Consider the following 19158-nt stretch of genomic DNA (forward strand, 5'->3'; position numbering starts at 1 on the left):
CATCAATGTGCGGGTTGACCGGGATCTTATCCCGATCCGGGAGCAAAGGGAGCCTACCCGGAATCCTTGACCGGATGACTGCGCGCCTGGTGCATCGCGGGCCCGATGCGAGCGGCGCCTGGTACGACGAAAGCGCAGGCATCGCACTGGGACACCGGCGTCTGTCGATCCTCGATCTGAGCGAGGCGGGCGCGCAGCCGATGCACTCGCGCTGCGGTCGCTTCGTCACGGCATTCAACGGCGAAATCTACAACCATCTCGAACTGCGCGAACGACTGGCCGCAGAAGGAATGGCGCCGCAATGGCGCGGGCATTCGGACACAGAGACGCTGCTTGCCGCGATCGCCGCCTGGGGCCTCGACGCTACGCTCGAACGGTCATCCGGCATGTTTGCGATTGCGCTGTGGGATCGCGAGCGCCGCCGCCTCTCGCTCGCGCGCGACCGCATGGGGGAAAAGCCGCTGTACTGGGGCTGGGCTGGCGAGGACATCGTCTTTGCTTCCGAGCTGAAGGCGCTGCGCGCGCACCCGCAATGCAGCAATGCGATGTCCCATGCGGCCGTGCAGGAATTTATCGGGTTTTCCTATGTGCCCGCGCCGCTCAGCATTCTCGAAGGTGTCTTCAAGCTCGAACCGGGCACCATCGTCGATCTCGGCGAAGCACCACCCGCCGCGCCGCCGCGCGCGCCGCTACGCCCGGGCGACGCCCATGGCACGATTAGCGTACGGCGTTACTGGGATTTGGGCGCTGTCGTGGAACACGGGCTTCGCTCTCCACTGACGGACCGCGACGAAGCGCTCGATACGCTCGAGGCTACCCTGCGCGACGCCGTGTCGCGGCAGATGCTGTCGGATGTGCCGCTCGGCGCGTTTCTTTCAGGCGGGATCGACAGCTCGCTGATCACCGCGTTGATGCAGTCGGTGTCGTCTGCTCCGGTTCGCAGCTTCACGATCGGTTTCGAACAGCAGGAATTCAACGAAGCGCCGCATGCAGCGGCGGTCGCGGCGCACCTGGGCACGGACCATACCGAACTGACCGTGACCGACGCCGATGCGCGCGCGGTGATCCCCTTGTTGCCCGAGATGTACGACGAACCCTTTGCCGATTCGTCGCAGATCCCCACACATCTGGTGTGCAAGGCGGCCCGCGCTTACGTGACGGTCGCGCTGTCGGGCGATGGGGGGGACGAACTGTTCGGCGGGTACAACCGCTATCTGTGGGGTCCGCGCCTGTGGTCACGGATCGCGCTCATGCCGCCGGTCGTGCGAAGCGCGCTCGGTGGCGCGATCGAGCATGCGCCGCAGCGCATGTGGGATACCGCGGGCAAGCTTGCAGGGGTGAACCGGCCGGGGGAAAAGGCCCAGAAGCTTGGCCGTCGCCTGGGGCAGGCAAGCTCGCCCGATGCGTTCTATCGCAGTCTCCTGACCGAATGGAACGGAACCCGCCTCACCTGCTTCGATCCGCAGGCGAGCTCCCTCCCGGTCGATGACCCGGTCCCTGCAGGGCTTTCCGGCGATTTTGCCGGACGCATGATGATGCGCGACATGCGCGGCTATCTGCCCGACGACATTCTGTGCAAGGTCGACCGGGCGGCGATGGCGGTCAGCCTGGAAACCCGTGTTCCCTTCCTCGACCCCGATGTCATCGCCCTGTCGGCGCGCTTGCCGACCGACTGGAAGCTGCACGGCGGAGAGGCCAAGTGGCCGCTGCGCCAGATTCTCTTCCGCCATGTGCCCCGCTCGCTGATCGAGCGGCCAAAGGCGGGTTTTGCGATCCCCGTGGGTCACTGGCTGCGAGGCCCCTTGCGCGAATGGGCCGAAGATCTGTTGCAGGCAGATGCGCTGGCGGCCGATGGGCTGATCGATCCGGTACCGGTTCGCGCCGCCTGGCAGGCCCATCTCTCCGGCAAGGCCGACTGGACGCCCGCGCTCTGGAGCATCCTGATGCTTCAGGCCTGGCGCGATCGCTGGACATGAGGCTGCAGATCCTTTCGCGCTATGGGCGCAAGGGCGCATCCAGTCGGGTGCGCATGTTCCAGTATGTGCCCTGGCTGGAGGCGCATGGGTGGGATGTATCGATCGCGCCCTTTTTCGATGACGCCTATCTGACCGCGCAGTATGCTGGTGAAGGAACCCGCTCGCAGGTCGCGGCAGCATACGCCCGTCGGTTGGGGCAATTGCGCGCGAAGCCCAAGCCCGATCTCATCTGGCTGGAAAAAGAAGCGCTCCCGATGATCCCCGCGGCAATCGAAAGGCGCCTGTTGCCCGCGCGTACTCCGATTGTCGCGGATTACGACGATGCCGTCTTTCATTCCTACGATCTGCATCCGCGCAAGGCGGTTCGCCGGATGCTCGGCCAGAAGATCGACAGGGTCATGCAGCACGCGTCGCTGGTGCTTGCCGGCAACGAATATCTTGCCGATCGCGCGAAGTCGGCCGGATCCTCTCGGGTCGAGATCGTGCCTACCGTGGTCGACGCCGATGCATACCGCACCCCTAATTCACCGCGTTCCGATACGGTCACGCGGATCGGCTGGGTCGGCACGCCGAGCACCTGGCGCGAATACCTTGTCCCGATGCTGCCTTTGCTGACCGCACTCGCCGAACAACACGGGGCACGGATAACCGTCATCGGCTCGGGCGCTCGCGACGTGCATCCGCTGGTCGATACGCTGGAATGGAGCGAGGCCGCAGAAATCGACCAGATCCATGGATTCGATATCGGGATTATGCCGCTCAATGAAACGCCCTGGGCGCTCGGCAAATGCGGCTACAAGCTTATCCAGTACATGGCATGCGCGAAGCCGGTGGTTGCCTCGCCCGTGGGCGTCAATCGCGAGATCGTGGAACATGGCGTCAACGGCTTTCTCGCCGATAGCAGCGACGATTGGCGCATTGCGCTCGAACGCCTGCTGCGCGATCGCGATTTGCGGTCGACGATGGGGGCGGTGGGGCAACGAAAAGTGCTTCTGAGGTACAGTTTGCAAAGTCAGCAGGAGCGTGTCTCTAGCCTGCTTGCGGCCTGTGTCGAAGGTATTGATTGATGCTCTATATTGCGATCTTCCTGGTGCTTGCGGTGCTCGCGCAATCGCGACCCAAAGAGACCTACGTGCCGGCGCTGGTCGCGCTCTACCTGTTCGTCGCCTTCCGATGGGAAGTGGGGTGCGACTGGCAAGGGTACCTTTATCAGTACCGGGTCTGGCAAGGCGATACGCTGAAGGAGGCCCTGTTCAGCGACGAACCTTTCTGGCGACCGATCTTTTTCCTGCAGCACCAGCTGGGGCTGGAATATCAGTGGCTGAACGTGGTGGCCGCGATCCCGTTTTTTGCAGGCATCCACGCCATTGCACGGCGAGAGCCGAACCCTACCGCCTTCCTTGCATTGGTGTTCCCGGTCCTGATTCTCAACATGCCGATGGCGGCCCTCCGCCAGGGTATCGCGATCGGCATCATGTGCTTTGCCTATCTCGCCTTCGTGGACAAGAAGACCATCCGGTACGTCATCCTCGTTCTGATCGCGGCCGGATTTCATACAAGTGCGCTGCCGTTCGTGATCCTTGCGCTCTTCATTGGGCGCGAACTGAGTTGGCGCATGGTCGCAAGCGCGCTCGTCGTCGTTGTACCGGCCGTATTCCTGTTCGCAGGCAGCGATAGCGCCCAAACCGCCGCGCAGCGTTATCTTGGAAGCGATATCGAAGCGGGCGGGGCCTATTTCAGGACGAGCACACTGGCTATCACCGGTTTGACGTACCTGCTACTGTTGAACCGCCGCTGGCGGGAGAAATATCCCAGATCGCACGCGCTCGTGCTGATTGCTTCTGTACTGATGATCATGACGATACCCTTGGTGGTCGTTTCAACGGTGATCGGGGATCGTTACGCCTATTATATCATGCCCTTGCAGGCGACGATCCTGGCCCGGCTGCCCTATTTCGAACAATTTCGTGACAAACCTATAATCGCGGGGCTGCCGTACATTGCTATGGTGGGTGTGCTGCTGGTCTGGAGCATGCTTTCGTCCCACTTTTCGTACTGTTACGATCCTTATCTCACGTGGCTGTTCGGCACCCCGGAATCGCGGCTGGGCCTGTTCTATTGAGCGGTGTGCAATTGCGGAGATGTGCCGGTTCGACTAGACGACCGGTAAATGGGTGGTGGCGATTGCGCGCACGCCCTTGACGAAGCTTCATAGGGCGTAGCGATATCGTACGCCCGATAACCGAAGGCGCTTGGCGCTGAATTTGCCTCGGGCGTGACAGGGTCGATTGGAAACTCCGGAAATCTCGCACGGATCGAGCCAGGAACAGAATGCCTCGTTCTCAGATGGCGCGCGCACGGGAAAACGGTTCGGCATCACGATCCTTACTCCAACGTGGGATCGCGCGTGCCTGCTACCGCGCTTGCATGAATCCATCGCCAGTCAGGCCAGCGCTGGGCCAGAGATCGACTGGCTCGTCATCGACGATGGATCGCGCGATGAAACGGCGCGGCTGGTGGCCGGTTGGGCGGAGCGGTCCGGTTTCCCGATCCGCTACGAGAAAATCGAGCATGGCGGGAAGCATCGCGCGCTCAACCGGGGGTTCGCCCTTGCGACCGGCGATTGGGTTGCCATCATCGATAGTGACGACTGGCTGATGGAAGGGGGCCTGCGTCGGCTGCACGAAACACTGCAGGCTGCGCGTCAGGCGGATGCGAAAATCGCCTTCATGCCGATCAAGGTGATCGATCGGGAAAGACAATACCGCTTCCGGCAGCCCAACCGCCGCGTCGATGTGGCGGAAAGATACGATGCAGAGCCCGATTTCGATTGCACCTGCGCATTCCACAAAAGCCTGCAACCGATCGCGCTGCGAGAATTCGGAGGCGAGAAATTTCTCGCCGAAGCGTCGCTGATGCATAATCTCCCGGCCGGGGTAGGGGCGTTTTTGTCGGACGCCATCTGTGTCGCGGTCGAATATCAGCCCGATGGGTTATCGGCGACGATCCTGCGACAACGGATGGATTCTCCGGTCGGAGCCACCTTCACCTACCAATCGATTTTTCGCAATTCGGCCAGGTTGCCCACGCGCTTGCGGTCACTGCTGAACTACGCCCGCTTCTGGTGGCACGCACGATTGACCGGGCGCACCCCCTGCACACCGCTTGGGCCAATGCAGGCGCTGATGATTCCGGCGGCCCTACCGCTCGCCATCATCGACAGGATACGCACCCGGCCGGAGGATTAGTCGTCCGATGCGCTGGGTTTGGGCAGCGGCGCTTCGGGGACCTCGGACTCACGTTCCTTTTCGAGCCGCTCCATGTATTCGCGCTCGATCATCTCCACCCGCGCCTGCTCGGCAGCCGCATCCTCGTCGATGGTCGACAGGCGCTCGGCCCGCGCCTCCGCGATCAGCTGGCTGAAGCGTGCGGCGGAACCGCCCTTGCGCGCTTCGTAAGCGGCATCGATCATCTTCTGCGTGCAACCGGTGAAGCCCATCGCACCCGTGGGCGAGCAACTCATCGCACCGAAATCGCCGACGAACTTGAAGGCTTCGACGCGCTGCGCCCAGGCCGTGTTTTCCGGATCGTCGCTATAGCGAAGCGATTCCGGGATACGGTAACGCTCGCCCTCGTCGATAACGGCGCAGACCACGATCTCGCCATCGACCGACGGCGGGCACGGATCGTCGCCATAGACGATCACCATGTTGACCCGGTCGCCCGCATCGTCCTGCGCGGAAGCGGACGTGGCGCCCGCGAATGCTGCCAAAGCGGCAAATGTAGCGATTGCGATAGTCTTCATCTGGGGCCTCTGCGGCTTGGGGAATGCGTGTGCCTTCGTGGATAGCATAAACGGCGCGAATGGCTGAACCATGACTGAAGCTCCCGACCGGGCGTCGGGGTTCCCGGTTTTCAAACGCGTTCGCTCAGCCGGATGGCCGCGCGGCAGCCCAGCCGGATTGCGGCCGAGAGCAGCGGGTAAGCGGGCGCCTGCTCGGCCCCGGCGGCAATGGCGGCGTCGTGATGCTCGCGCTCGTCCTCGCGGAAGCGCTCGATCATGTCGCGCAGTTCGGGATCTTCGTCGGTTTCCTCGAGACGGTCGAGCTGGCGCGAATAGTGCAGGTCGATTTCGGTCTCCACCGCCGCCGTGCACGCCATCGCCGCCTTCGGACCGATCAGCGCGGTCGCTGCACCGAGTGCATAGCCCGCCACCGACCATACCGGATGCAGCGCGGTGGGGCGCACGCCGCGCTGCGCCATCAGTGCGTTGAAGGCGTCATGGTGATCGTCTTCCTGCCGGGCCATCGCCGCGATCTCGCCCGAGTTGGGTGCGCGATCGCCCATGACCGCGAGCTGCCCGCCATAGATGCGGGTGGCGCCGAATTCGCCGGCCTGGTCGACCCGGATCATCCGTTCGATCTCGTCTTTCATGGCGCTTTACCGTTTCCTTGCGAGCAGCACGAGCGCGGCGACGCCCGCCCCGCACGAGATGATGAAATTGAACCCTGCCAGCGAAACGCCCAGCAGCGTCCATTGTGCCGTGTCGCAGCGGATCAGCGGCGTCGCGAGGATGGCGTCCATCGCGCTGCCGCCGCCTGCGTGCGGGATGGAGGCACATTTGGTGACGCCTTCCCACCAGCCATATTCGACCCCGGCGTGGAAGCCGCCGATCAGGCCCGAAGCAATGATCGCGAGCGCGCCGAGCGCCACCCACAACCGATATGGAGGGACGATGAAGGCCAGAACCGCGAAAGCCAGTGCGACGAAATGCGGGTAACGCTGCCACCAGCACATCTCACATGGGTAGAGCCCGAAGCCATACTGGCTGAGATAGGCCCCGCCGAGCAGCAGCGCAGGGACGATCAACACGATCCAGCGGGCTGCACGCATGTGCGGCGTATCGATCATCTCGGCGCGCCCCCGCTTACTTCAGCAGTGCAACCGAACTCGCGGTCGTCCGGCGCAGCGTCTTGATCGCATAGTCGAGCTGGAAATCCTCGATCCCCTGCTCCTTCAGCTGTTCCGACGTCTGCGAGAAGCGCGGATCGGCCTTGAGGTCGCGCTCAAGATCGTCGTCCTTCAGATCGGCTTCGTTGATCAGGTGCCCGCGCAGGTCGCTTTCGCGCAGCTGGTATTTCATCCGCCGCTCCATGTCGGGGTCCGAAATCTGGGGCACGCGAATATCGGGCTTGATGCCGCCTTCCTGCACAGAATGGCCCGAAGGCGTGTAGTAGCGCGCGGTGGTCAGCTTGAGCGCGGCATCGTCGCCCAGCGGGACGAGCGACTGGACGCTGCCCTTGCCGAAGCTGCGTTCGCCCATGATGAGCGCGCGGCGGTGATCCTGCAGTGCGCCGGCGACGATCTCGCTCGCCGAGGCGGAGCCTGCGTCGATCAGCACGATCAGCGGCACGTTGGGCGCAATCTGACCGCGGAACATTGTTTCAGAATTGTAGGTGATCGATTCCCCCCGCGCGCGCCCGCGCTGCGAGACGATCCGCCCTTCGTCGAGGAACAGGTCCGACAGCGCGACCGCCTCGTCGAGCGAACCGCCAGGGTTGGAGCGCAGATCGAGGATCAGGCCGTTGACCTTGCCCCCAACCTCCTTCTGGATATCACCCCACGCAGCGTAGACGTCGGCCCCGACATCGCGCGAGAATTCGTTGACGGTGATGATCCCGATACCCCCGTCGGCAACGGTATGCGTCACCGGCTCGAGTTCGATAACGCCGCGCGTCACGGTGGTTTCGATCGGCTCTTCGCTGCCAGGGCGGAAGATCGTCAGGTTGATCGACGTGCCCGCCGGTCCGCGCATCTGGGATACCGCGTCGTCGAGATCGCCGCCGTAGATCAGCTTTCCGTTGAGATGGGTGATGAAGTCGCCCGCCTTGATCCCTGCTTTTTCGGCGGGGCTGCCGCGGAACGGGCTGACGACTTTCACCGCACCCTCTTCCATCACGACCGACAGGCCGAGTCCGGAGTAATTGCCATCGATCAGCGTTTCGAGCCGCTGCAGATCGGCCCCGTCGAGATAGGCGGAATGCGGATCGAGGCTGGCGAGCATCCCGTCGATCGCACCACGGATCAGCTTGTCGTCGTCGACCGGATCGACGTAGCTCGCCTTGATCCGCTGGTAGGTCGCAAACAGCTTGGCGAATTCGGGCGCGACGCGGCTGTCGACCTGCGCCATCCCGGCGGTGGCGATCGGGACCATGGCGAGCGCGGAGACAAACGCGAGCGAGCGGGCGACAACGGGCAGTTTCATAGTGGCAAGCCTTCCGGACATTCGCCCCCGTCTATCGCGCACAAGCGGTTAACGCCAGATGGCCGTTGTGCGGGGTGCGATGCGTTTCAGCGCGGGACTTCACCGGGCCAAATGGTCGAGAGGGTTGGCCGGACGCCCGCCCAGGCGCAGCTCGAACCCGACCGGACCGCCTCGCGGTGGGGCCACGCCGAGCGGCGCCCCTTCGACCAGCTCGTCTCCCACGCCCACATCGGTCCGCGCCAGTCCGGTAATCAGGCTGGTCCAGCCATCGGGATGTTCGATGATCACGATCCGGTCGTATCCCCTGAAAGGGCCGGCAAAGGCTACTCGCCCCGGCGCCGGGGTTACCACTTGCGCCCCTCCCGCCGCGCGTATCGTCACACCTTCGGAGCGCCCACCGCTCGAATCGACCGACCCGAAGCCGCGCAGCGTCCGCCCATCGACCGGCAAACGGAGCCCCGCAGGCGGTCGTGCAGACTGTTTCGTCGCTGGCGGAAGGCGCTGGGCATTCCCCGGTGCGCGCGCCTGTGCAGGCTGCGCAGGACGGATCAGCGGCCCGGGCAATTCGGCAAGCTCCTCGCGCAGCGCACCGGCGGCATCGATCCGGGCCACCAGTCCATCGAGGTCGCGCGCCTGTTCGGCATAGGCAAGGGCGCGCTCTTCCTGGCGATCCGCCTCTCCCCCGCGCCGCCTTGCCGCCAGCCGCTTGCGCGTCTCGATCGCGGCAAGCTGGCTACGGCGCGTTGCGAGGCGCTCTTCTTCCTCGGCTAGCCCGGTCAGCACGGTTTCGGCCTTCTGGCGCAGACCCCGGCTGCGGTCGATCTCGCTGCGGAGCGCGGCGGTGCGCCCCCGGACCTGCGGGATGGTCGTTTCGAGCACGGCGCGCAGATACATGCTCTCGCGGATAGAGCCGGGCCGGAAGACCGACAGCACCAGCGGTCGGCGGGAAAAATTCTGCAATGCGCCGGTCAGACGGATCAGCGGTTCGCGCCGCTCGCCCAGACGCGCGTTGAGCGCGTCCTGCTGCCGCCGGATCAGCATCAGCTGCCCCTTCGCGACGGCAATCTCCGCTTCGGTTTCCTGGATTCGCGCCGCGAGCGCGGCGGACTGGCTGGCGATCTTGTCTGCCTCCACCTTGGCTTGCGCGGCGGCAGATTCGAGCGATCGGCCACGTTTGGCCGCCTGCTGGGATGCGCGCTCGGCGCGTTCGATGGCAGCGCGTACCTCTTCGGTCGTCTCGAACGCGCCCAGGCCCTGCTGGCCGCGTACCTGCGGCGCGAGCGCTATGGTGGCGAGTACCGCCAGCGGCGCGAGGAGAATGGCGAAGCGTTGGACCATCGCGGGCTACCCTGCCCGATGATAGGGATGGCCTGCAAGAATGCTCGTCGCGCGATAGAGCTGTTCGGCGAGCATGGCGCGCGCCAGCAAGTGCGGCCAGGTGGCGCTGCCGAAGGCGAGCAGCAGGTCGGCCTCGGCACGCTGTTCGTCGGAATGGCCGTCGGCTGCGCCTATCAGGAAGCGCGTTTCGCGAATGCCCCCATCGCGCCATTCGCCGAGGATGGTCGCGAGATTCTCCGACGGGAGATCGCGGCCCTTTTCATCGAGCGCGACCGTGCGAACGGGCTCTTTGGGTGGCGGGATTCGGCCGCCTGTTTCGGGCAGTTCGGTCAGCTTCGTGTCCCACGCGATCCGCGTGAAATAGCGGTTCACCAGTTCGGACTCGGGCGATCGGCCGATTTTGCCGCGCGCAATGATGTGGAGCAGCACTGGTCAGCGGGCGGGCACAGCCTGGCGAAAAAGCTAGGCGTTGCCCCCTGCGGCCAGCTTCTCGTCATCGCCGAAGGACCACATGCGTTCGATATTGTAGAAGCTGCGTACCTCAGGGCGGAACAGGTGGACGACCACGTCGCCCGCATCGATCACCACCCAGTCTGCAGCGGGCAGACCTTCGAGGCGGATCGGGCCGTACCCGTCCTGCTTCATCTTTTCGGCCAGCTTCTGCGCGATCGAGGCAACCTGACGCGTCGAACGGCCTGACGCGACCACCATGTGATCGGCGATGCTCGATTTGCCGTCGAGATCGATGCTGACGATATCCTGCGCCTGATCGTCGTCGAGATGCTGCATCACCAGCGCGTGTAGCGCATCGGAGCGATCACCGGTCAAGGCGGGCGCTTTCTTGGCGGCCCTGGCGGCCACTGTGTCGGCGTGCGCGTGTGTCATGGGCGGGGTCGATACTCCTGTCATTCCAAGGATATGGGAATGGCCGGGAGCATATGCGAGTCATGCGCCCCCCGGCTCCGGCTGCGTGCCGGTACGTGTAATAGGTAGATGGGTTACCTGGTCGCGGATCGGAGCGTTGCCATAGCGCGATGCCCAGTTCGGCTCGCCAGCGCGGATTGCGGTGGCCGACCGGGCGTCGGGATCAAAACGCAGTGTCACCAGAATAGGTGCGCTCCATTCGCCCCTATCGTGGAACCGGCTGTTCCTGAACCGCGCCGCGTCCATCGTGAAGCGCCGCAGCAATGCCGCCGCGGGGCTTGCGACGGTTGCCATCTCATACCCCGGTCTGGCGATTACCGCAATCGGTACGCTCCACGCGATCCTCCGCCATTGCCGCCACTTGTGAAACGTCGCCAGATTATCGGACCCCATCAGCCACACGAATTCTCGCTTCGGATAGCGCGCCTGCAGCGCCGCGATCGTGTCGACCGTGTAGCGCGTGCCCAGCTCTCTTTCGATAGCGGTCACCCGGATCGGGGCCCGGCGCGCCTGTTCGACGGCCGAGCGATAGCGCGCATCGAGCGGCGCCATTCCCTTTGCAGGCTTCAATGGGTTGCCGGGCGAGACCAGCCACCATACTTCGTCGAGGCCCAGCGCGCGCAAGGCGAACAGTGAAATACGCCGGTGCCCGCCATGCGCCGGGTTGAAACTACCGCCCAGCAGACCGACTCGCGCGCCGGCGCCCCGAGCGCGTGCCGATGCGCCCCTGAAAGGGGGAAATCGCGAGGTCGAGGAAGGAGGCCGGAGCGAATCGGTCAAGCGAGCCGAAACACTCTGGATTGGGTCCGGTTCCCGAAAATTAAGGTTAATAACAAAGTTTTTCACAGTTCATCGTAGCCACAATTCGACTCATCCTGTCGGACGGCCAGGTGATTCGACCGTCCCCGGCCCGCTTGCTAGCCCCTCCGCAGGGACCGGACATACGGTTAGGGGTTGCATTGACACATAACACGGAACAGCGCGTCACGTGGGCGCAGCGCATGGAGCTTTGGTTTCCCGAGCGTGAGTTTTTCATGCGTTCGCACGGCCAGGTTCGTTTCATAAAGATAAGTTCGCGGCTGCAGAAGACGGTCGTCGCACTGACGCTGATCGTCGCGCTGGCGGTGATCGCCGGCATGGGGACGATGAGCTTCCTGCAATGGCGATCGAGCGTGGAGCGGGTGTCCCTGCTCGAACGCGAAGCCGATGTCGCCACGTCGGAAGAGCGCCTCAACGCCTATCGCGCCAATCTGGGCGAGGTAACGCAGGATCTTGAGAAACGGCAGGACTTCATCGAGGAAATGATGAAGGTGGTCCCCGCCGACGCGATCCAGGAAAGCACGGTTACCGATAGCGCGGACGAGACCGCCGACATGGTCGAGAAAGTCTCGATGGCCGTGCCCGAAGCGGCCGCACTGGCGAAGATCGAGGCGCGGCAGCTGGTCTTCGTCGAAGGCCTGACCCGCTATGCCGACAACCGTTCGAAACAGGCGATGTGGGCGCTCAACGAGCTCGGGCTCGACCCCAAGCAGATCCTCGCCAACGCCGAAAAATCGGCGCGCGGCGGGCCGTTGGAAGCCGTCTTCGGCGATGGCGACGAAATCGATCCGCGTTTCGAGCGGCTCGGCCTCAGCCTCGCCCGGATGGCGACGCTGGAAGAAACGCTCGAAGGCGTGCCGCAGCTTCGCCCGACCGATGCGGCGGCGATAAACAGCTCCTACGGCTATCGTCGCGACCCCTTCACCGGGCGCGCGGCAATGCACCGCGGGCTCGATTTTCCGGGAGCGACCGGCGCACCGATCTATGCCGCCGCGCGCGGTACGGTGACCTTCGTCGGGCGCAAGGGCGGCTATGGTAACGCGGTTGAAATCAGCCACGGGCAGGGGCTGTTAACCCGTTACGGCCACATGTCGCGTTTTGAGGCGAAGGTGGGGGACCGGGTTGAAGCAGGCACGGTTATCGGCGCTATTGGCAGCACGGGTCGATCGACCGGCCCGCACCTGCATTTCGAGGTTCGAGTGAACGGCACAGCAGTCAATCCGCGCACATTCTTGGAGTTAGCCCCTGATGTTCTCAAAAAAGCACGCAGAAACCCCACCGCCGCCGCCGCCCAGCGCGCCGGCGCGGCCCGCAGCGCCGAAGGCAAGTCCCGTGGCTAAGGGCGGTTCCTCCTCGGGCAGCTTCTCGGTGCTGGGTGCGGACGTCACCATCACCGGAAACATCAGCGCAACCACCGAACTGCATATCGACGGCACCGTCGAAGGCGACATCGACTGCGCGTCGCTGGTGCAGGGCGACGGCAGCCAGATCACCGGCGAAGTGACCGCCGAAACCGCGCGGCTGGCCGGCCGTGTCGACGGTTCGATCCATGCGCGCGAACTGGTGATCCTGCGCAGCGCGACGATCAACGGCGATGTCCATTACGAAGCGCTTACCGTGGAACAGGGCGCCGCAGTGCAGGGCCGTTTCGCGCCGCGCGACGCCGCTCCGCCCAAGGCGAGCGCGCCCAGCAACACTGCGTCTTCCTCGACGACCGGCAGCGCAACGTCTTCGTCGACCACCGCGGATCTCGGCATTTCGCCGTTCTCTTCGGACAACGACAGTGACACGGACCGCGCGAGCGCCAGCGCGAGCAATACCTCGAACTACTACTGAGTTACCGGCCACGGTCGGGAGGGAAGCGGGAGCGCGCCGTTGGATCGCGGCGTCGCTCCCGCAGTGCATTCGGGACGGGTCAGTCGCCTAGGACTTCCTGCCGCAAGGCCTTGCGATCGAGCTTGCCGACCAGCGTGACCGGTAGCTCCTTGCGGATCACCACTTCGTCGACCCGCTCGTGTTTGCCGACGCGGGCATTGAGCCATTCGCGCAAGGCCTCCGCGCTCGGTGCGCGGACATCGGGCTGGAGGGTCGCATAGGCGCGCGGCACTTCGCCGTGATAATCGTCGGGCACGCCGATCACGAGCACGTCGCGGATTGCCGGATTTTCCTGCAGCACGTCTTCGACCTGGCTGGGGAAGACCTTGAACCCGCCGACCGCGATCATGTCCTTGATCCGGTCGACGATCTCCACGAACCCGTCCGCATCGATCTGGGCGACGTCGCCGGTGCGCAGCCACTTGCGGCCCTGATGCTCGATGAACACCTCGGCATCGGCATCGGGCAGGTTCCAGTAGCCCTGCATGATCTGCGGGCCGTTGATCGCCAGCTCGCCCGGCTCACCCTCTGGGGCGAGCTTGGTCGGATCTTCCTTGTCGAGCAGCAGCAGGCGGGTCTGTGCCAGCACCTGCCCGATCGTGCCATGCTTGCGCATCGCAACGTAGGGGTTCGCGGACACCACGCCCGAACTCTCGGTCAGTCCGTAGCCTTCGACCAGCCGGACGCCCGAGACTTTCTCCCACTTCTCGCGCAGTGCATTGGATAGCGGCGCCCCGCCCGAGATGCAGATTCGCAGGTTCGAAAAGTCGGTCTGGCCGACCTTCGGATGATCGAGCAGCGCCTGAAACATGGTCGGCACGCCGGGAAATCCGGTAACGCGCGCTCGCTTGAGCGTCGCCAGTACGTCGCCCGCCTCGAAGCGCGGGACCATCGCAATGGTCGCCCCGCGCACGACGCTGCGGTTGAGGACGCAGGTGTTGGCGAAGACATGGAACAGCGGCAGCGCGCCCATGATCACGTCGGGGTCCTTGCGGTCGAACGGGTCGATCGCGTTGACCTGCTGCGCATTCGCGGCGAGGTTCGCGTGGCTGAGCATCGCGCCCTTGGGGCGGCCCGTGGTCCCGCCGGTGTACTGCAGCAGCGCGATCTCGTCAGGCGCAATGTCGAGCGCGCGCGGCTCGCTGCGCGGCAGCAGTTCGTTCCAGTCGACGATGGCCTTGCCGTCCCTCGCCCCATAGTCCGGCTGCGCCACTGCGTTGCGGCGGAACAGCCTGAGGCCGAGACCCTTGAGCGTCGGCAGCATGCTGGCGAGCTTGCCGACCGCCAGCGTCTGGAGCGAGGACTGGTCGAGCACGGCGGCAGCCGTGTCGTACAATTGCTTCGCATCGACCGTCACCAGCAGGCGCGTGCCCGAATCCTCGACCTGGTGCGCCAGTTCCTCGACCGAATAGAGCGGCGAGAAATTGACCACGGTCGCCCCGGCCATCATCGCCCCGTAATAGGCGGACAGGTAGATCGGCACGTTGGGCAGGAACAGCCCGACGCGGTCGCCACGCCCGATGCCCCGTTCCTGCAGGCCCGCGGCGAACCGCCGCGCTTCCGCGTGCATCGCCTGGTAGCTCAGCTTGCGGCCGAGAAATTCGATCAGTGTCCGCTGCGGATGCGCATCGACCGCGCGCCCGAACAGCGCGGGCATAGTGGTCGATTCGATCTCGGTGTCCCAGGGACTGGGGTGATGATAGGGGAGCTTGCTTACATCCATGTAAGCCTGATGCAGGGGTGCGGCCCCGCCCGCAAGTGTTAGCTGGGCGAGGCGTGCAAGATTCCCGTTCTTCGCGGTGTGCTTATTCTTCGTCGGAGGCGGGGCCGGTGTCGACCGGCGCGCCGCTCAGCTGCTCTTCCTCGCTCGCGCGCTTGGCTTCGAGCCATGCGGCGGCTTTGGCTTCCTGCGCAGCTTCGGCAGCGGCCTTTTCGTTGTCGTCGCGCTCGCGCCGCAGTTCCTCGATCAGCTTGGCCTTGTCGCTCGCCTCGACGGCGGGATCGGCAGCGGCATTTTCCAGGCCGGCCTTCTTGGCCGCGGCCTTGACCACCGCGTCGAGCTCGCGCTGCGAGCACAGGCCCAGCGTCACCGGGTCCTTCGGCTGGATGTTCTGGATGTTCCAGTGGCTGCGATCGCGCACCGCGCCGATCGTGTTGCGGGTCGTACCGATCAGCTTGGAAATCTGCGCGTCGGTCACTTCGGGGTGGTTGCGCAGGATCCACGCAATCCCGTCGGGCTTGTCCTGCCGCTTGGAAACGGGGGTATAGCGCGGGCCCTTGGTGCGGGTGACGTCGGCCGGAGCCTTCTGCATCTTGAGGCTGTAGGAACTGTCGGCCTGGCCGCGCTCGATTTCTTCCTGCGTCAGCTCGCCTGCATAGACCGGATCGCGCCCGGTATACTTGCTGCCCGCCAGATCGTCGGCCATGGCCTGCACTTCGAGGATATGGAGCCCGCAGAATTCGGCGATCTGCTCGAAGCTGAGCCCGGTGTTGTCGACCAGCCAGGTGGCGGTCGCGTGGGGCATCAGCGGGGTCGGTTGGTCGGCCATTGTGGTCATCCTGAAAGTGTGCGCCCCGCTTCATGGCGAGGGCCGGAAAAGACAAGGGCCGCCCCTTTCGGAGCGGCCGCTTCCACTATCACTTAGGTGATGGCGGGCCTGACGGCAAGGTGATTGGCACGCTGGCGAGATTCACGGCCAGACAATGCGTTCGGGCCGTTAGGGGGTCAGGCTCTCGCCGTCGAATTCCTCCAGCCCGGCAAGGAACTGCGCGGTCGCCGCCTCCCAGCTGAATGCCTTGCCGAATTCGGCGCAGGCCTGCCGGTCGCGCGTCATCGCAGCGGCAATCGCCTGGTCCAGGTTCTCGCTCATCGCGCCGACCTCGTCGGTCAGGATATCGCGCGGGCCGGGCACGGGATACGCGGCCACCGGGGTGCCGCAGGCCAGCGCCTCGATCATCACCAGGCCGAACGTGTCGGTCTTGCTCGGAAAAACGAAGACGTCGGCATCGGCGTAGCAGCGCGCCAGATCCTCTCCCCCACGCTTGCCGAGGAACACCGCATCGGGATAGCGCGCTTCCAGATCGCCACGCGCCGGGCCATCGCCCACGATCACCTTGGTGCCCGGCTGATCGGTCTTGAGGAATGCCTCGAGGTTCTTCTCCACCGCAACACGCCCGACATACAGCTGGATCGGTCGGCGCAGCCCGTCGTAATCGGCGCAATGGCCTGCATCGGGGTGGAAGAGTTCCAGATCGACCCCGCGCCCCCAGTGGTGCAGCCGGGTAAGGCCCTGCTCGCGCAGTTCCTCGCGGATGCTTTCGGTGGCGACCATCACCCGCTGCGCGGGACGGTGGAACCAGCGGATATAGGGCCAGAAGGCGTCGGGCGGCAGATAGGTGCGGCGCGAGACGTAATCGGGAAACTGCGTGTGATAAGCGGTGGTGAACGGCACGTCCTTGGCAAGGCAGTACCGCCTCGCCGACAGGCCGAGCGGCCCTTCGGTGGCGATATGCACGGCGTCGGGCTGCAATTTCGCCAGCCGCCGCCCCACGGTGCCGGGCATGGTCAGCGCAAGGCGGATTTCGGGATAGGTGGGACACGGAACCGAAGGGTACTGATCGGGCGTGATCACATCGACCCGCAATCCGTTCTTGCGCAGGATATCGCAGGTAGTGGTCAGCGTGCGGACCACTCCGTTCATCTGCGGATGCCATGCGTCGCTGACGATCGCGATCGATTTGGGAGGGGCCCCGACCAAGTCAGCTAGCCCGCCAGCTTCCTGGAGCAGCATCAGGCGACCGCGCGCGCGCTGCTTTCGTCGTCTGCCCGTTGCGGCGAAACGTCGGGGGAGGTGCGCCGTGCGATCTCGTCCGGCCAGTGGAGGATTTCCATCCGCCCATCGAAATGCTCGACCAGCGCGTTGCAGCCTTCGACCCAGTCGCCATCGTTCCAGTATTCGATGTCGCGCCCGTTATGCGTGAACATGCGGTGCTCGGCGGTGTGGATGTGACCGCACACCACGCCATCGACTCCACGCTCACCAGCGGCGCGGGCCACGACTTCCTCGTATTTCGAGATGAACTCGACCGCATTCTTCACCTTGTTCTTGGCCGCCTTCGACAGCGACCAGTAGGGCATTCCCAAGGCCTTTCGAGCGGAATTGACCCACCCGTTCAAGGCCATCGTCAGGTGATAGGCGGTGTCGCCGACGAAGGCGAGCCACCTGTGGGTAAGCATGATCGTATCGAATTCGTCGCCGTGCAGCACCATCAGGCGGCGGCCGTCCGCCGTATCGTGAAATGCCGCGCGGCGGATTTCGACATCGCCGAAATTCATTCCACTGAACGGGCGCACCACTTCGTCGTGGTTGCCGGGGATGTAGACGATTCGCGTGCCGCGCTTGGCGCGCTTGAGGATGCGCCAGACGATATCATTGTGCGCGGCAGGCCAATAGAATTTCTTCTTCAGCCGCCAGCCGTCGATAATGTCTCCGACCAGGTACATCGTTTCACTGTCGGTGCTGTCGAGGAAGTCGATCAGCATTTCCGCGTTGCAGCCCTTGGTGCCAAGATGCACGTCGCTGATCCAGATCGTGCGATAGCGGCGGCGCTTGCCGTCCTCGGGTTCCGGCACCGAAGGCTCGACCGGCGGGAATTTGGCCACATTTCCGAAATGGCCTGCCAGTCCATTCAGGTCGGCGGGCAGGTCTGCTGTCGAATCTCGGTCGAGCATAAGGCGGCGGGGTCCCGGTTGTTCGTCCAGTAGATCTCCGGCGCGATCGCAATATGGCCGGGATATAATGGAAGAGCCGTAGGGGCCGTTTGTTACAGGGGACTCACAATCGCGTTACAAACCTGCGTCTTTCCACAGTCTCGCGCATTACAGCGCGGGTCTGTTCGCTACAGCGATTCGTCCACTGCGAGCACGATCTTGCCGATGTGATCGCCGTTCTCCATCCGCGCATGCGCCTTGTCGGCATCCTCGAGCGCGAAGATCTCGTCCATCACCGGGCGCACGGCCCCTTCTTCGATCAGCGGCCAGGCCTCGCGCTCTATCTCGTCGCGCAGGGCGGTCTTGAACGCGTCCGACCGCGGGCGCAGCGTCGATCCGGTCAGCACCAGCCGCTTCGACATCACCAGCGCCATGTTGATCTCGGCCTTCATCCCGCCGAGCACGGCGATGGTCACGTGGCGGCCGCCGGGCTTGAGGCACTTGAGATTGCGCGCGACATAATCGCCCGACACCATGTCGAGCACCAGGTCCACCCCGTCGCCGCCGGTGATCAGCCCCACCGCCTCGACGAAGTCGGTCGTCTTGTAATCGATCGCGTGATCCGCCCCCACGCGGCGGGCGGCATCGCACTTTTCCTCGCTGCCTGCGGTCACGATGGTGGTCATCCCGAATCCCTTGGCGAGCATGATCGCCATCGTCCCGATCCCCGATGTACCCCCGTGGACCAGCAGCGTCTCGCCATCGCGCGCCATCCCGCGCTGGAAGACGTTGTGCCATACGGTGAACAGCGTTTCGGGCAGCGCGGCGGCCTCCGCCATGGTCAGCACGTCGGGCACGGGCAGCGTATGTCCGGCGGGTACGCAGCAGAATTCGGCATAGCCGCCGCCGGGTGTCAGCGCGCAGACCTGCTCGCCCAGCCGCGCGGTGTCGACGCCCTCGCCCACTGCGACGATCTCGCCCGATACCTCCAGGCCGAGGATGGGGGAGGCGCCCGGCGGCGGCGGGTACTGCCCTGCGCGCTGGATGCAGTCGGGACGGTTGACCCCCGCATAGGCGACCTTGAGCAACACTTCGCCCGGCCCCGGCTTCGGGACGGCGACATCGTGTTCGAGCGTAAGGACGTCCGGACCGCCCGGCTCGTCGAACCCGATCGCTCTCATCGTCTCGGGCACCGCTGGCATCGACTTCCCCCCATTCGCTTCCACCGCCCGCCACCTACCTTCGCGGCG

General features: G+C 64.7%; 19 protein-coding genes. 6 read left to right on the forward strand and 13 right to left on the reverse strand.

What is annotated here, in order from left to right:
• The first annotated feature begins 5 nt into the window (after positions 1-5).
• From asnB to AAG591_RS06095, 4 genes are all read left to right on the forward strand, one after another.
• On the forward strand, positions 6-1976 hold the full coding sequence (asnB, locus tag AAG591_RS06080) for an asparagine synthase (glutamine-hydrolyzing) (RefSeq protein ID WP_342530163.1): 1971 nt from the start codon (positions 6-8) through the stop codon (positions 1974-1976).
• Entirely contained in the window at positions 1973-3043 is a 1071-nt protein-coding gene (locus tag AAG591_RS06085) for a glycosyltransferase family 4 protein (protein ID WP_342530164.1), read from the forward strand. Before asnB ends, AAG591_RS06085 begins: the two co-directional genes overlap by 4 nt.
• A complete protein-coding gene (locus tag AAG591_RS06090) occupies positions 3043-4098 on the forward strand; it encodes an EpsG family protein (protein ID WP_342530165.1) in 1056 nt (351 codons plus the stop codon). The genes AAG591_RS06085 and AAG591_RS06090 overlap by 1 nt, the downstream gene beginning before the upstream one ends.
• 166 nt (positions 4099-4264) lie before the next feature.
• A complete protein-coding gene (locus tag AAG591_RS06095) occupies positions 4265-5224 on the forward strand; it encodes a glycosyltransferase family 2 protein (protein ID WP_342530166.1) in 960 nt (319 codons plus the stop codon).
• Here AAG591_RS06095 and AAG591_RS06100 read toward each other — a convergent pair.
• From AAG591_RS06100 to AAG591_RS06135, 8 genes are all read right to left on the reverse strand, one after another.
• Complete coding sequence (locus tag AAG591_RS06100) at positions 5221-5781, reverse strand: hypothetical protein (protein WP_342530167.1); 561 nt, start codon at positions 5779-5781, stop codon at positions 5221-5223. The genes AAG591_RS06095 and AAG591_RS06100 overlap by 4 nt on opposite strands.
• Before the next feature lie 110 nt (positions 5782-5891).
• Entirely contained in the window at positions 5892-6410 is a 519-nt protein-coding gene (locus tag AAG591_RS06105; RefSeq protein ID WP_342530168.1) for a demethoxyubiquinone hydroxylase family protein, read from the reverse strand.
• Positions 6411-6416: 6 nt separating this feature from the next.
• A complete protein-coding gene (locus tag AAG591_RS06110; RefSeq protein WP_342530169.1) occupies positions 6417-6887 on the reverse strand; it encodes a disulfide bond formation protein B in 471 nt (156 codons plus the stop codon).
• 16 nt (positions 6888-6903) lie between these two features.
• Positions 6904-8241: a S41 family peptidase gene (locus AAG591_RS06115; RefSeq protein ID WP_342530170.1), complete on the reverse strand. Its 1338-nt coding sequence runs from the start codon at positions 8239-8241 to the stop codon at positions 6904-6906.
• Positions 8242-8340: 99 nt separating this feature from the next.
• Positions 8341-9579, reverse strand: coding sequence for a murein hydrolase activator EnvC family protein (locus tag AAG591_RS06120; protein WP_342530171.1), 1239 nt, complete (start codon positions 9577-9579; stop codon positions 8341-8343).
• Positions 9580-9585: 6 nt separating this feature from the next.
• Positions 9586-10008, reverse strand: coding sequence for a 23S rRNA (pseudouridine(1915)-N(3))-methyltransferase RlmH (locus AAG591_RS06125; protein WP_342530172.1), 423 nt, complete (start codon positions 10006-10008; stop codon positions 9586-9588).
• Between the two features lie 33 nt (positions 10009-10041).
• A complete protein-coding gene (rsfS, locus tag AAG591_RS06130) occupies positions 10042-10368 on the reverse strand; it encodes a ribosome silencing factor (RefSeq protein ID WP_342531213.1) in 327 nt (108 codons plus the stop codon).
• A gap of 156 nt (positions 10369-10524) precedes the next feature.
• Complete coding sequence (locus AAG591_RS06135; protein ID WP_425341641.1) at positions 10525-11283, reverse strand: nicotinate-nucleotide adenylyltransferase; 759 nt, start codon at positions 11281-11283, stop codon at positions 10525-10527.
• A gap of 221 nt (positions 11284-11504) precedes the next feature.
• Between AAG591_RS06135 and AAG591_RS06140 the strand changes: the two genes are divergently transcribed.
• Together AAG591_RS06140 and AAG591_RS06145 are read left to right on the forward strand one after the other, a co-directional pair.
• A complete protein-coding gene (locus tag AAG591_RS06140) occupies positions 11505-12662 on the forward strand; it encodes a peptidoglycan DD-metalloendopeptidase family protein (RefSeq protein ID WP_342531215.1) in 1158 nt (385 codons plus the stop codon).
• On the forward strand, positions 12655-13158 hold the full coding sequence (locus AAG591_RS06145) for a bactofilin family protein (protein ID WP_342530173.1): 504 nt from the start codon (positions 12655-12657) through the stop codon (positions 13156-13158). Before AAG591_RS06140 ends, AAG591_RS06145 begins: the two co-directional genes overlap by 8 nt.
• Before the next feature lie 79 nt (positions 13159-13237).
• Here AAG591_RS06145 and AAG591_RS06150 read toward each other — a convergent pair whose 3' ends face one another.
• From AAG591_RS06150 to AAG591_RS06170, 5 genes are all read right to left on the reverse strand, one after another.
• Entirely contained in the window at positions 13238-14920 is a 1683-nt protein-coding gene (locus AAG591_RS06150; protein WP_342530174.1) for a long-chain-fatty-acid--CoA ligase, read from the reverse strand.
• A gap of 82 nt (positions 14921-15002) precedes the next feature.
• A complete protein-coding gene (locus tag AAG591_RS06155; protein ID WP_342530175.1) occupies positions 15003-15746 on the reverse strand; it encodes a DUF1013 domain-containing protein in 744 nt (247 codons plus the stop codon).
• Between the two features lie 168 nt (positions 15747-15914).
• Positions 15915-16988, reverse strand: a complete 1074-nt coding sequence (locus tag AAG591_RS06160) for a glycosyltransferase family 4 protein (protein ID WP_342530176.1) — start codon at positions 16986-16988, stop codon at positions 15915-15917.
• Complete coding sequence (locus tag AAG591_RS06165; RefSeq protein ID WP_342530177.1) at positions 16988-17929, reverse strand: UDP-2,3-diacylglucosamine diphosphatase; 942 nt, start codon at positions 17927-17929, stop codon at positions 16988-16990. Before AAG591_RS06165 ends, AAG591_RS06160 begins: the two co-directional genes overlap by 1 nt.
• A gap of 167 nt (positions 17930-18096) precedes the next feature.
• Positions 18097-19089: an NAD(P)H-quinone oxidoreductase gene (locus AAG591_RS06170; protein ID WP_342531217.1), complete on the reverse strand. Its 993-nt coding sequence runs from the start codon at positions 19087-19089 to the stop codon at positions 18097-18099.
• Positions 19090-19158 lie beyond the last annotated feature (69 nt).

The organism is Citromicrobium bathyomarinum (genome assembly GCF_038594485.1).
Taxonomy (GTDB): Bacteria; Pseudomonadota; Alphaproteobacteria; order Sphingomonadales; family Sphingomonadaceae; genus Alteriqipengyuania; species Alteriqipengyuania bathyomarina_A.

Coding starts and splice junctions, on each gene's coding strand:
- AAG591_RS06140 (WP_342531215.1), top strand. CDS start 11,505: ATGGAGCTTTGGTTTCCCGAGCGTGAGTTTTTCATGCGTTCGCACGGC.
- AAG591_RS06090 (WP_342530165.1), top strand. CDS start 3,043: ATGCTCTATATTGCGATCTTCCTGGTGCTTGCGGTGCTCGCGCAATCG.
- AAG591_RS06120 (WP_342530171.1), bottom strand. CDS start 9,579: ATGGTCCAACGCTTCGCCATTCTCCTCGCGCCGCTGGCGGTACTCGCC.
- AAG591_RS06160 (WP_342530176.1), bottom strand. CDS start 16,988: ATGCTGCTCCAGGAAGCTGGCGGGCTAGCTGACTTGGTCGGGGCCCCT.
- AAG591_RS06105 (WP_342530168.1), bottom strand. CDS start 6,410: ATGAAAGACGAGATCGAACGGATGATCCGGGTCGACCAGGCCGGCGAA.
- rsfS (WP_342531213.1), bottom strand. CDS start 10,368: ATGCAGCATCTCGACGACGATCAGGCGCAGGATATCGTCAGCATCGAT.
- AAG591_RS06165 (WP_342530177.1), bottom strand. CDS start 17,929: ATGCTCGACCGAGATTCGACAGCAGACCTGCCCGCCGACCTGAATGGA.
- AAG591_RS06085 (WP_342530164.1), top strand. CDS start 1,973: ATGAGGCTGCAGATCCTTTCGCGCTATGGGCGCAAGGGCGCATCCAGT.
- AAG591_RS06100 (WP_342530167.1), bottom strand. CDS start 5,781: ATGAAGACTATCGCAATCGCTACATTTGCCGCTTTGGCAGCATTCGCG.
- AAG591_RS06110 (WP_342530169.1), bottom strand. CDS start 6,887: ATGATCGATACGCCGCACATGCGTGCAGCCCGCTGGATCGTGTTGATC.
- AAG591_RS06155 (WP_342530175.1), bottom strand. CDS start 15,746: ATGGCCGACCAACCGACCCCGCTGATGCCCCACGCGACCGCCACCTGG.
- AAG591_RS06170 (WP_342531217.1), bottom strand. CDS start 19,089: ATGAGAGCGATCGGGTTCGACGAGCCGGGCGGTCCGGACGTCCTTACG.
- AAG591_RS06115 (WP_342530170.1), bottom strand. CDS start 8,241: ATGAAACTGCCCGTTGTCGCCCGCTCGCTCGCGTTTGTCTCCGCGCTC.
- AAG591_RS06150 (WP_342530174.1), bottom strand. CDS start 14,920: ATGGATGTAAGCAAGCTCCCCTATCATCACCCCAGTCCCTGGGACACC.
- asnB (WP_342530163.1), top strand. CDS start 6: ATGTGCGGGTTGACCGGGATCTTATCCCGATCCGGGAGCAAAGGGAGC.